The organism is Cellulomonas wangsupingiae (assembly GCF_024508275.1).
Taxonomy (GTDB): Bacteria; Actinomycetota; Actinomycetes; order Actinomycetales; family Cellulomonadaceae; genus Cellulomonas; species Cellulomonas wangsupingiae.
The window spans coordinates 1,112,124-1,124,704 of the sequence record NZ_CP101989.1; the positions used below are offsets into that span (position 1 = coordinate 1,112,124).

Here is a 12,581-nt window from a genome sequence, read left to right on the forward strand (position 1 = left end):
AGGCCGACCCGAGGATCCCGTCCATGAAGCTCGAGCTGCGCGGCATCACCAAACGCTTCGGCGCCCTGGTGGCGAACGACCACATCGACCTCACGGTCGAACCGGGCGAGATCCACTGCCTCCTGGGGGAGAACGGCGCCGGCAAGTCCACCCTCATGAACGTCCTGTACGGCCTCTACCAGGCGGACGAGGGTCAGATCCTCCTCGACGACCGGGAGCAGGACTTCTCCGGCCCCGGCGACGCCATGGCAGCGGGCATCGGCATGGTCCACCAGCACTTCATGCTGGTCCCCGTCTTCACGGTCGCCGAGAACGTCATGCTGGGCCACGAGCAGACGCGCGGCGGCCGCCTCGACCTCGACGCCGCACGGAGCCAGGTGCGCGAGATCGCGGACCGCTTCGGCTTCCACGTCGACCCCGACGCCCTGGTCGAGGACCTGGCCGTCGGCGTGCAGCAGCGGGTCGAGATCATCAAGGCGCTCTCGCGCGACGCGAAGGTGCTCGTCTTCGACGAGCCCACCGCCGTGCTCACGCCGCAGGAGACCGACGAGCTGATGGGCATCATGCGCCAGCTGCGGGACAGCGGCGCCGCCATCGTGTTCATCACCCACAAGCTGCGCGAGGTGCGCGAGGTCGCCGACCGGATCACCGTCGTGCGCCGGGGCGCGGTCGTCGGGGAGGCCGAGCGCACCGCCACCGACGCCGAGCTCGCCTCGCTCATGGTCGGGCGCCCGGTCGAGCTGGTCGTGCACAAGGCGCCGCCGATCCGCACCGACGGAGGGCTGCGCGTCCAGGGCCTGCAGGTGACGGACGCGCGCGGGACCGTCCTGGTCGACGACGTGTCGTTCGACGTGCCCGGGGGCGAGATCCTCGTGGTCGCGGGTGTCCAGGGCAACGGGCAGACCGAGCTCGCCGAGGCGCTCGCCGGGCTGCAGGACAGGGTCACCGGCAGCATCGAGCTCGACGGCACCCAGCTCGTCGGCCGCACGGTCCGCCAGGTGCTCGACGCCGGTGTCGGGTACGTCCCGGAGGACCGCAACCAGGACGGCCTGGTGGGCACGTTCACCGTCGCCGAGAACCTGGTGCTGGACCGGACCGACGGGCCGCCGTTCGTGCGCGGCGGTGCCCTGCAGCTGCGGACCCGCGACGCGTTCGCGCGCGAGAAGGTCGACGAGTTCGACATCCGGACCCAGGGCATCGACTCGCAGGTGGGCAGGCTCTCCGGCGGCAACCAGCAGAAGGTGGTCGTGGCGCGCGAGCTCTCGCGCGACCTGCGCCTGCTGGTCGCCGCGCAGCCGACCCGCGGCGTGGACGTCGGCTCGATCGAGTTCATCCACAAGCGCATCGTCGAGACGCGCGACACGGGCGTGCCGGTGGTCGTCGTCGCCACGGAGCTCGACGAGGCCGTCGCGCTCGGCGACCGGATCCTCGTCATGTACCGCGGACGCGTCGTCGGCATCGTCCCGTCCGACACCCCCCGCGACGTCCTCGGCCTGATGATGGCCGGCGTCGCCCCCACCGAGGGAGAGGCCGCGTGAGCGAGCCGCAGCACCCCGTCGACGCCGGCCCGGCCGACGTCGTCCCGGACGTCGTCGCCGTCGACGCGGGAGGCGACGACCCGGGGCCCCCGGCGGTCGCCCGCGACACGCGGTGGGCTGAGGCCCTGTCGCGCATCGTGTCCGGTGGCTGGGCCGTCTCGCTCGGCGCGGTCGTCCTGGCGATCCTCGCCGGGTCGGTGATGATCGCGTTCACCGACGAGAACGTGCAGGCCTCGGCGCAGTACTTCTTCGCGCGGCCGGGCGACACGTTCGCCGCGATCGGGCAGGCCGTCGGCGGCGCCTACGCGGCGCTGTTCCGCGGTGCGGTCTACAACTACACGGCCGACTCGTTCGCGCAGGGCATCCGCCCGCTGACGCAGTCGATGACGTACGCGACGCCGCTCATCGCCGCCGGGCTGGGCCTGGCGATCGGCTTCCGCTCCGGCCTGTTCAACATCGGCGGCCAGGGGCAGATGCTCATGGCCGCGGTCGGCGCGGGCTGGGTCGGCTTCGCGTGGGACCTGCCCGTGGGGCTGCACGTGATCGTGGCGGTCGCCGTCGGCGTCGCCGCGGGAGCGCTGTGGGCCGGGCTCGCCGGCCTGCTCAAGGCGACGACCGGTGCGCACGAGGTGATCGTCACGATCATGCTCAACTACATCGCGTTCTACCTGCTGTCCTACCTGCTGGCGACACCGGGTCTGCTGCAGGCGCCGGGATCGGCCAACCCCAAGACGCCGCCCATGGCGGACACGGCGCTCCTGCCGCGGCTGCTCGGCCCGGAGTTCCGCCTGCACCTCGGGTTCCTGCTCGCGCTGTGCGCGGTCGTCCTGGTGTGGTGGATCCTCGACCGCTCGCGGCTCGGGTTCTCGCTGCGCGCCGTGGGGGAGAACCCCCACGCCGCGCGCGTCGCCGGCATCGACGTGCCGCGCTCGACCGTCCTGGCGATGCTCGTGTCGGGCGCGCTGATCGGGCTGGCGGGCAGCACGCAGGTGCTGGGTCTCATCACCACCGGCTTCAGCTACGACATCGACGCCGGCATCGGCTTCGACGCCATCACGGTCGCGCTGCTGGGCTCGTCGAGCCCCGTCGGCGTGCTGCTCGCCGGGCTGCTGTTCGGTGCGTTCAAGGCCGGCGGGTCGGTGATGCAGGCGTCGCAGGGCATCCCCATCGAGATCGTGCTGGTCGTGCAGTCCCTGATCGTCCTGTTCATCGCGGCGCCGCCGCTGGTGCGGGCGGTGTTCCGGCTCCCGCAGCCGGGCCGCCGCCGACCGGCCGCCAGCCGCCGTCCCGGCGCCGAGCGCCGCGAGGAGGTCCAGCGATGAGCGCGACGACGGCGGACCGCGTGCCCGTCCCCGACGAGGTCGTCGAGCACCGTCACGTCACCGTGGTCTCGCGCAAGGTGCCGGTCGTGCTCACCGTCGTCACCGCGCTGTTCGCGGTGCTGCTCGCGCTCGCCCCGCGTGAGGGCGACGCCACCTTCCGGCTCGCCACGGGCAACGACCTGGTCGCGCTGCCGAACGTGGTGGTACCGGGCACGGCCGCCGCCTGGGTGGCCGTCGCGGTGATGGCCCTGCTCACGGCGTTCGCGTACGTCCGCGTGGCGGCCCGTCGCAAGGTCCCCGGCTGGGTGTCCATGGTGTTCGCCGCGGTGTTCCTCGTGGGCTTCCTCGCGTGGGCGGCCGCCGGCAGCCCGAGCGACGTCCCGGCCGTCCGGGTCATCGGCGGTGCCGTGCTGCTCGCCGTCCCGATCGCGTTCGGCGCGCTGGGCGGCGTCATCGGTGAGCGCGCCGGCGTCGTCAACATCGCCATCGAGGGCCAGCTCCTCGCCGGCGCGTTCTGCGCCGCCGTCGCCTCGTCCGTCACGGACAGCCCGTGGGTCGGCCTGCTCGCCGCCGTGCTCGCGGGCGTGCTGGTCGCCGCGGTCCTCGGCGTCTTCACCATCACCTACAAGGTGAACCAGGTGATCGTCGGCGTCGTGCTCAACGTGCTGGTCATCGGCCTGACGAGCTTCCTGTACTCGCAGGTGCTGGTGCCGAACCCCGAGCTGAACAGCACGACGCGGTTCTCGAACGTGGCGATCCCCGGGCTGTCGCAGATCCCGGTCATCGGCCCGTCGCTGTTCAACCAGTCGGTCATCGTCTACCTCATGTACCTGGCGGTGCCGGGCGTGTGGTTCGCGATGTACCGCACGCGCTGGGGCCTGCGGCTGCGCGCCGTGGGTGAGCACCCCAAGGCCGCGGACACCGTCGGCATCAAGGTCGAGCGCACGCGGTACCGGGCGGTCCTGGTGGCCGGCGCCATCGCCGGCGTCGGCGGCGCGTTCTACACCGTCGTGTCGGTGTCGGCGTTCGGCAAGGAGATGACCGCCGGTGCGGGCTTCATCGCGCTCGCCGCCGTCATCTTCGGCAAGTGGGACCCGGTCAAGGCGGCCCTCGCGGCCCTGCTCTTCGGGTTCGCGTCGAACCTCGAGGGCGCCCTGAGCATCGTCGGTGCCCCCGTGCCCAGCCAGTTCATGCTCATGCTGCCGTACGTCGTGACGCTGCTGGCGGTCGCCGGCCTGGTGGGTCGCTCGCGCGGCCCCGCGGCGTCCGGCGAGCCGTACGTCAAGGAATGACCGGAGAGGGAGACATGCCCAGCACCACGCGGACCGTCGACTGGGACGGCCTGCGGGCCGCCGCACGCGACGTCATGACCCGGGCCTACGCCCCGTACTCGAAGTTCCCGGTGGGCGTCGCCGCCCTGGTGGACGACGGCCGCGTGGTCGTCGGCTGCAACGTCGAGAATGCGTCGTACGGCGTCGGCCTGTGCGCGGAGTGCGCGCTGGTCTCGATGCTGCACGTCACCGGTGGCGGGCGCCTGGTCGCGTTCACGTGCGTCGACGGGCACGGCGACGTGCTCATGCCGTGCGGGCGCTGCCGTCAGCTGCTGTTCGAGCACGGGGGGCCCGACCTCCTCGTGGAGACGGTGCGAGGGATCGTGCCGATGAGCGAGGTGCTGCCGGACGCCTTCGGGCCGGTGGACCTCGTCGACCGGGCCGCGAGCCCGCAGGAGGAGAACCGATGAGCGAGCAGTACGACGCGGTCGACGTGATCGTCGCCAAGCGCGACGGCCGACGGCTGACCGACGGCCAGATCGACTGGGTCGTCGACGCGTACACCCGCGGCGTCGTCGCGCACGAGCAGATGTCGGCGCTCGCGATGGCGATCCTGCTCAACGGCATGGACCGGGCGGAGATCGCGCGCTGGACCGCCGCGATGATCGCGAGCGGAGAGCGCCTGGACTTCTCGGGCCTGTCGCGGCCGACCGCGGACAAGCACTCGACGGGCGGCGTCGGCGACAAGATCACGCTGCCGCTCGCACCGCTGGTCGCCGTCTTCGGCGTGGCCGTCCCGCAGCTGTCCGGCCGGGGCCTCGGGCACACGGGCGGCACGCTCGACAAGCTCGAGTCGATCCCCGGCTGGCGCGCCGCGCTGAGCAACGACGAGATGATGCGCCAGCTCGAGGACGTCGGCGCGGTCATCTGCGCGGCCGGGTCGGGTCTGGCCCCCGCGGACCGCAAGCTGTACGCGCTGCGCGACGTCACAGGCACCGTCGAGGCGATCCCGCTCATCGCCAGCTCGATCATGAGCAAGAAGATCGCCGAGGGCACCGGCTCCCTCGTCCTCGACGTCAAGGTCGGGTCCGGGGCGTTCATGAAGGACGCGGAGCGTGCCGGTGAGCTGGCGCGCACGATGGTCGAGCTCGGGACCGACGCGGGTGTGCGCACCGTCGCGCTGCTCACCGACATGTCGACGCCGCTGGGGCTGACGGCCGGCAACGCGCTCGAGGTCCGCGAGTCGGTCGAGGTCCTGGCCGGCGGCGGGCCGGCGGACGTCGTCGAGCTCACGGTCGCGCTCGCGCGCGAGATGCTCGACGCCGCGGGCCGCACCGACGCCGACCCGGCGGCCGCGCTGGCCGACGGGCGCGCCATGGACGTGTGGCGCCGCATGATCGCCGCGCAGGGCGGCGACCCGGACGCCGAGCTGCCGGTCGCCCGCGAGACCGAGCAGGTGCTCGCCCCGTCCGACGGGGTGGTGACGACGCTCGACGCGTACGCCGTCGGCATCGCCGCCTGGCGGCTCGGCGCCGGTCGCGCCCGCAAGGAGGACCCGGTCCAGGCCGGGGCCGGTGTCGAGATCCACGCGCGCGAGGGCGACACGGTGCGTGCGGGGCAGCCCCTGCTCACGCTGCACACGGACACCCCCGAGCGCTTCGCCCGCGCCCGTGAGGCGCTGACGGGCGGCGTCGTGGTGGACCCGGCGGCCGCACCCGGGCAGCGTCGCGCGCTCGTGCTGGACCGCGTCGCCGCGGACTGAGCCGCCGCCCGGCCCGGTCGCGTGGCCCCCGCGCGGGGGCCACGATGAGAGACGCCCCGCAGGGCGACGGACGACCCCACGAGGAGACACCATGAGCACGGTCCCCGGACCGCAGTCCTGGAGGGACGCCGGCCTGGCGCCTACGGACACCGAGCAGCCGCTGCGGCTGACGGACGCCGACGCCGCGCCCGACGCGGACGACCCGGAGGAGTACGCGCCGGCACCCCCGCGGCCCGACCTCGCCGGCACCGCCGAGGAGGCGGACGTGGTGGAGCAGGCCGCCGAGGTGCCCGTCGACGACGAGGGCCGCGACGCGTGACCCAGCCGGCTCAGACCGGGGACCTGGACGCCGCGCTCGTCGCGCTGCCCAAGGTCCTCCTGCACGACCACCTCGACGGGGGCCCGCGCCCCACGACGATCGTCGAGCTCGCGGCCGGCATCGGCCACGAGCTGCCCACGACCGACCCGCAGGAGCTGGGCCGGTGGTTCGTCGACGCGGCCGGGTCGGGTTCGCTGCCGCGCTACCTCGAGACGTTCGTGCACACCCTCGCGGTCATGCAGACTGCGGACGGGCTGCGGCGCGTGGCCCGCGAGGCGGTGCTCGACCTGGCCGCCGACGGCGTCGTGTACGCCGAGGAGCGGTACGCCCCCGAGCAGCACCAGCAGCGCGGCCTGACCCTCCAGCAGGTGGTGGACGCGGTCCGCGAGGGGTTCGCCGAGGGGGAGGCGCAGGCCCGCGCCGCGGGCCGCGAGATCCGCGTCGTGCAGGTGCTGTCCGCGATGCGGCAGGCCGACCGCGCGGGTGAGATCGCGCAGCTCGCGCTGGCGAACCGCGACGCGGGGGTGGTCGCGTTCGACATCGCCGGCCCCGAGGACGGGTTCCCGCCGTCGCGGCACGCGAGCGCGTTCCGCACGGTGCGCGACGCCAGCTTCCCGGCCACCGTCCACGCGGGCGAGGACGGCGGGCTGGAGTCGATGGCCGAGGCGCTGCACGTCGCGGGCGCCGTCCGGCTGGGGCACGGCGTGCGCATCGCGGACGACGTGCACGCCGCGCCGGACGGCTCGTGGCGCCTCGGCGTCCTGGCGCACTGGGTGCGCGACCGGCGGGTGCCGCTCGAGGTGTGCCCGTCGTCGAACCTGCAGACCGGCGCCGCGGCCTCGATCGCGGACCACCCCGTGACGACGCTGCGCCGCGCGGGCTTCGAGGTCACCGTCAACACCGACAACCGCCTGCAGTCCGGCACGTCGCTGTCGCGCGAGCTCGGGCTGCTCGTCCGTGAGGCCGGGTGGTCGCTCGACGACGTCGTCGACGTGACCGTCACCGCCGCACGCCACACGTTCCTGCACGACGACGAGCGCCGCGCGCTCGTCGAGCGCATCGTCCGCCCGGCCGCGCCGGGTACCGCACACGCCGGGAGGCACCGAGCATGACCACCGACGACACCCCCACGTCCCACGTCCCGCTCGACGCGGTCGGCCTCGCGCGCTTCGTCGACCACACGCTGCTCAAGCCGGAGGCGACCCGCGCGGACGTCGAGGCGCTGGTCGCCGAGGGCGTCCGGCTCGGCGTGTACTCGGTCTGCGTCTCGCCGTCGTTCCTGCCGCTGGAGATCCCGGTGGGCCTCGACGGGACGCCCGACCTGCTGGTGGCGACCGTCTGCGGGTTCCCGTCCGGCAAGCACCACAGCGAGGTCAAGGCCGCGGAGGCGGCGCGCGCGGTGGCCGACGGCGCGGCCGAGGTCGACATGGTGATCGACGTGGGTGCCGCCAAGGAGGGCCGGTTCGCGCACGTCGGGCAGGACATCGCGGCCGTCCGGGCCGCCGTGCCGGCGCCGACGGTGCTCAAGGTCATCATCGAGTCGGCGGCGCTGACCGACGACGAGATCGTGCACGTCTGCGAGGCCGCCGAGGCGGCCGGTGCCGACTTCGTCAAGACGTCCACGGGCTTCCACCCGGCGGGCGGCGCGACCGTGCACGCGGTGCGGCTCATGTCCCGCACCGTGGGCGGGCGCCTCGGTGTGAAGGCCTCGGGCGGGATCCGGACGACGGCCGACGCGCTCGCGATGCTGGACGCGGGCGCGACGCGCCTGGGGCTGTCCGGCACGGGCGCGGTCCTCGCCGGGCTGACGGCCGAGGGCGACTACTGACCCTCGGCGCATGAGAGGGGTGTGAGAATTCGCCCCGCAGCGGGGGAAGCGACCCTGGGACGGACGAATCGGGCGTTGACTGGCGGCCGGGGTCGGACGATGGTGGACGCTCGTCCGGTTCGGCTCGCTCGTGCCGACGAGGATGTGGCCACGAGCAGGTGCACCTCGTCGGAGGCCCCGACGTACGTGCGCACCAGCGGGAGGAGACCCACGCGTCATGGGCCCGATCAGGCGCGGCACGGCCGTCGTGGCGCTCGTCGTGGCCTTCGTGCTCGGCGCGGCCCTGGCGACCGCCCTGGCGGACCGCCCGGGTGCCTCGAAGGACGTCGTCGTGCCCGACGGCTGGCGCGCCGCCTGGGCCGACGCCCACGTCCTGGAGGGGGACGACGTCGTGCTCGCCTGGGGCGACCGCACCGGGAAGGACCCGACGGCGGCGCCCGAGGGCCTGCGCTTCGACCCCGGTGTCGTGCTCGAGCAGCTCCAGGCGCTGCACACGCTGGACGTCGACGCGCTGGGTCTGGGCGCCCGTGACGGACCGCTCGCCGACCGCAAGCTGGTCGTGGTCGTCGACGGCACGTGGTCGCGAGGCCCCGGTGCTCCGGCCGACGACGGAGGGACCGTCCGGGTCGCCGGGGACGGGCCGACCACCGGCGCCGTCGTCGGCGGGGTGGGCCTGCTCCGCGTCGACCCGGCCGTCCTGGCGCCGTCGCTCGACGGGACCGTGCCCGTGCCGGAGCCGTCCGGGCCCAGCCCCGCCACGACCGCCACCGCCACGCCGGCGCTGCCCCAGGTGCCCCCCGGTACGCCCTGGGAGCTGGCGCGGGGCGTCGCGGAGACCGTGCAGCACCTCACCGAGGCCGCGCACCCGGGCCACGGCCTGACGGCGGAGGCAGCGGCGGTGCTGCGCGTGGGGGCGTCGGCCTACCTGGCCACGCTCGCGGTGCCCGGTGAGCACGCCGACGTGGCGGAGCACGTCCGGGCGCCGCACCTCGCGTGGGGCAGCCCGCGCCACGGCGCCGCCGGGTGGCTGCTGCTGCAGGACCTGGCCGACCGGTCCGGGCCCACGCTGCTGCGCGACCTGTGGACCCGCTCGTCGGACACCGAGGACCTGTTCACCGCCTACACGCGCCTCACGTCCTCCGACGCGTCGGACCTCAACCGGCGCGTGGGCCAGTACGCGATGCGCGCCGCCGTGGCCGACGTGCCGGGCACCGGTCCGGCCGGCACCCTGCTGGCAGGGCTGGACCCCGTGCTGGTCGCGCACCGGACGACCCCCGTCGAGCACGCGCCCGACGACCCCGGCCTCCACCGCGTGACGGGCAGCTTCGCGCCGGCCGCGTACGGCTACACGGTCGTGCGCCTGGTGCCCGACGGGTCGGGTGCGGACCTGCGGGTGCGCGTGCGGGGCCACGTCGATGCCGTCCCCCACGCCGGGTGGAGCGTGGGAGTGGTCGCGCTCGGGCCCGACGGGCCGCGCTACAGCCCGGTCACCGAGGCGACGGACACCGAGCTGCGCCTCGCGCTGCGCCCGGGCGAGACGGAGGCGTACCTGGTGGTGACCGCGACCCCGTCGCAGGTCGCCGCGGCCGGGACCACCGGCTTCCCGGCGACCGTGCGCTACCCGTACGAGTTCCGCGTCGCGGGGGCGTCCGTGGCCGAGCCCGCGGCCGTCCCGGGCGGCCGGGTGCACCCCCACGGCGGCGGCTGGGTGGACGACGCCGCGAGCGTCGACCCGGCCGCCTACGTCGGGGCGGGTGCGGTGGTGCGCGGCGACGCCGTCGTCGGGCCCGGGGTGCGCCTCGAGGGCCGGGCCTGGGTCGAGGCGGGTGCCCGGCTGAGCGGCGACGTGGTCGTCCGCGACGCCGCGGTGGTCCGGGGATCGGCCCGGCTGTCCGGGCGGGTGGTCGTCGGGGGCGACGCCGTCGTCGGCTTCACCTGTGACGCGGGCACCTACACGGCGTACCGGCACAGCGCGACGTGCGACCCCGCCGCCGTGGACAGCGACGTCAACCGCGTCGTGGTGCCCTTCGCGGCGGGGGAGACGGCACTGAGCGAGGGGGCCGCGACGACCGTGCCCCCGGACCAGAGCCCGGGCGCCACGCCGCAGGCGGCGCCGAGCCCCGGCGCGTCGACGCCGCGGCCGTCCGCGGCCGCGCCGTCGTCGGCCGCCCCGGGGGCGCCGGATGCCACCCGGCCGGGCGTCGCACCGCCGCCGGCGGCGGTCCCCGCGGGGGCGTGCACCGCCGAGTACCAGGTGACCACCTCGTGGCCCGGCGGCGTGCAGGCGCAGGTGACGGTCACCGCCACGACGACGGGCGTGCGCGGCTGGACCGTCACGTGGACGCAGCCGCCGGGGCTGGACGTCACCGAGCAGTGGGGTGCGGAGATCACCCGCAGCGGCACCACGGTCACCGCCGACAACCTGTCCTGGAACGGTGCGATCGCCGACGGCGCGAGCGCGACGTTCGGGTTCAACGCGACGGCGTCCGGCGACGAGGCCCGCGCGGTGCCCGAGCTGCGCTGCACGCGCACGGGCTGACACCGAGCGGCGTCAGGACGCCGCCGGCCGCGTCAGGCGTCCGAGAGCCCGAGCGCCGTCCGCACGTCGCCCGCCAGGTGGTCCAGGCGTCGGCGCGCCGTCCGGTGGGCCGCGTCGAGCGCCGGGCGGTCCGCGTCGGTGGCGACGGGGACGATCACCTCGAGGTACGCCTTGACCTTCGGTTCCGTGCCCGACGGCCGGACGACGACCCGCGTGCCGTCGGCCGTCAGCAGCCGCATCCCGTCGGTCGGCGGCAGCCCGCCACGGTCGTCGTCGGTCCCGGCGGACAGGTCGACGACCTCGACGACGGGTGAGCCCGCGAGGTGCGCGGGCGGTGCCTCACGCAGGGCCGTCATCGTCGCGCCGATGCGGCTGAGGTCCGAGAAGCGGGCGCTGACCTGGCCCGTCGCGTGCAGCCCGTGCGCGCGCGCGAGGTCGTCGAGCGCGTCGACGAGGGTGCGTCCCTCGGTCGCCAGCCGGCTCGCCAGGTCGCAGACGCGCACGGCGGCCGAGATGCCGTCCTTGTCGCGCACGTGCGCCGGGTCCACGCAGTAGCCCAGGGCCTCCTCGTACCCGAAGACCAGGCCCTCGACACGCGAGATCCACTTGAACCCGGTGAGCGTCGCGGCGGACCGCAGCCCCGCGTCCGCCGCGATCGCGGCGAGCAGGCGCGACGACACGATGGAGCACGCGAGGGCCCCGTCCGCGCCCGCGGTGCGTGCCCGCGCGGCCGCGTCGGCGCCGAGCAGCGCGCCCACCTCGTCGCCCGTGAGCATGCGCCAGCCGTCGGCCTGCGGTGTCTCCGGGCCCCGGGCGGGGACGTGGGACCGCGGGTCCACGACGGCGACCGCGCACCGGTCAGCGTCCGGGTCCAGCGCGACCACGAGGTCCGCGCGCGTCGCCCACGCGAGCGCGAGGGCGAGGTCGGTCGCGCCGGGCTCCTCGGGGTTCGGGAACGACACGGTCGGGAAGTCGGGGTCCGGCTCCGCCTGCTCGGGGACGAGCATGACGTCGGGGAAGCCCGCGCGGGCCAGCACGTCGCGCGCGAGCGCGCCCCCGACGCCGTGCAGCGGCGTCAGGACGACCTTGAGGCGGGCGCGTGCGTCCGCGTCCCCGCCGGGGACGACCCCGGCCGCCGTGCGCGCGTACTCCTCGACCACGTCCTCACCGAGCACCGTCCAGCCGGACGACGCACGCGGCACCGACGCGACGGAGGGCACGCGCGCGATCGCGGCGGCGATCGCGCCGTCGGCCGGCGGCACGATCTGCGCGCCCTGCCCGCCGTCGGTGACGACGCGTCCGCCGAGGTAGACCTTGTAGCCGTTGTCCCGCGGCGGGTTGTGCGACGCCGTCACCATGACGCCGGCGTCGGCGCCGAAGCGGCGCACCGCGTACGCGACGACGGGCGTCGGCAGGGGCCGCGGCAGCAGCAGCACGTCGATGCCGACCGCCGTCATCACCTCGGCCGTGTCGAGCGCGAACCGGTGGGAGTTGTGGCGGGCGTCGTACCCGACGACCACGCGGGGCGCCGGGCTCGCGCCCTCGAGCTCCCCGAGCAGGAAGTCCGCGAGCCCGGACGCGGCGCGGATGACGACGGAGCGGTTCATCCGGTGCGGTCCGCCGCCGAGCTCCCCGCGCAGCCCGGCCGTGCCGAACTGCAGCAGGCCGGAGAACCGGTCGGCGAGGTCCGCGCGGGCCGTGGCGGCCTGGCTGCGCACGAGGTCCGCCTCCGGCCCGCTCAGTCCCGGTGCCGGGGCGTCGCCGGCGACGCGCAGCAGGCCGGACAGCTCGTCCGCGGTCACCGGGTCCGGGTCGTCCGCCACCCACGCCTCGACCTGGGCGACCAGGCGGTCCCAGTCGTCGCGGTCGTCGGAGCGGTCGGTCCCCACGGCTTCCTGCGGGGCGTCCCCGCGGAGCACGTCGTCACGGTCGTCGGTGCTGCTCACGTCCCCAACCTACTGGTGCGTACGCGGCGCGGCGCGGCACCGTCGCACCCCGCGCC

At 75.3% G+C, this 12,581-nt stretch carries 10 protein-coding genes; 9 read left to right on the forward strand and 1 reads right to left on the reverse strand.

What is annotated here, in order from left to right; genetic code table 11:
• Positions 1 to 23: 23 nt before the first annotated feature.
• The 9 genes from NP075_RS05215 to NP075_RS05255 all read left to right on the forward strand — a co-directional run bounded on the left by NP075_RS05215 (position 24) and on the right by NP075_RS05255 (position 10,579).
• Complete coding sequence (locus tag NP075_RS05215; RefSeq protein ID WP_227564243.1) at positions 24 to 1,538, forward strand: ABC transporter ATP-binding protein; 1,515 nt, start codon at positions 24 to 26, stop codon at positions 1,536 to 1,538.
• Positions 1,535 to 2,860: an ABC transporter permease gene (locus NP075_RS05220; RefSeq protein ID WP_227564244.1), complete on the forward strand. Its 1,326-nt coding sequence runs from the start codon at positions 1,535 to 1,537 to the stop codon at positions 2,858 to 2,860. Before NP075_RS05215 ends, NP075_RS05220 begins: the two co-directional genes overlap by 4 nt.
• Positions 2,857 to 4,152, forward strand: coding sequence for an ABC transporter permease (locus tag NP075_RS05225; protein ID WP_227564245.1), 1,296 nt, complete (start codon positions 2,857 to 2,859; stop codon positions 4,150 to 4,152). The genes NP075_RS05220 and NP075_RS05225 overlap by 4 nt, the downstream gene beginning before the upstream one ends.
• Positions 4,153 to 4,166: 14 nt before the next feature.
• Entirely contained in the window at positions 4,167 to 4,601 is a 435-nt protein-coding gene (locus NP075_RS05230) for a cytidine deaminase (protein WP_227564246.1), read from the forward strand.
• Positions 4,598 to 5,893: a thymidine phosphorylase gene (locus NP075_RS05235; protein WP_227564247.1), complete on the forward strand. Its 1,296-nt coding sequence runs from the start codon at positions 4,598 to 4,600 to the stop codon at positions 5,891 to 5,893. Before NP075_RS05230 ends, NP075_RS05235 begins: the two co-directional genes overlap by 4 nt.
• A gap of 91 nt (positions 5,894 to 5,984) precedes the next feature.
• Positions 5,985 to 6,212 carry a hypothetical protein gene (locus NP075_RS05240; RefSeq protein WP_227564248.1) on the forward strand — a complete coding sequence of 76 codons (228 nt, stop codon included), beginning with the start codon at positions 5,985 to 5,987 and terminating at the stop codon, positions 6,210 to 6,212.
• Complete coding sequence (locus NP075_RS05245; protein WP_227564249.1) at positions 6,209 to 7,324, forward strand: adenosine deaminase; 1,116 nt, start codon at positions 6,209 to 6,211, stop codon at positions 7,322 to 7,324. Before NP075_RS05240 ends, NP075_RS05245 begins: the two co-directional genes overlap by 4 nt.
• The gene (deoC, locus tag NP075_RS05250; RefSeq protein ID WP_227564250.1) at positions 7,321 to 8,040 is read left to right on the forward strand and encodes a deoxyribose-phosphate aldolase; all 720 of its coding nucleotides are present in this window, start codon (positions 7,321 to 7,323) and stop codon (positions 8,038 to 8,040) included. The genes NP075_RS05245 and deoC overlap by 4 nt, the downstream gene beginning before the upstream one ends.
• Before the next feature lie 217 nt (positions 8,041 to 8,257).
• A complete protein-coding gene (locus NP075_RS05255) occupies positions 8,258 to 10,579 on the forward strand; it encodes a DUF6055 domain-containing protein (protein ID WP_227564251.1) in 2,322 nt (773 codons plus the stop codon).
• A gap of 32 nt (positions 10,580 to 10,611) precedes the next feature.
• On the opposite strand, the gene NP075_RS05260 is transcribed toward NP075_RS05255, so the two are convergent.
• Complete coding sequence (locus tag NP075_RS05260) at positions 10,612 to 12,468, reverse strand: phospho-sugar mutase (RefSeq protein WP_227564319.1); 1,857 nt, start codon at positions 12,466 to 12,468, stop codon at positions 10,612 to 10,614.
• Positions 12,469 to 12,581 lie beyond the last annotated feature (113 nt).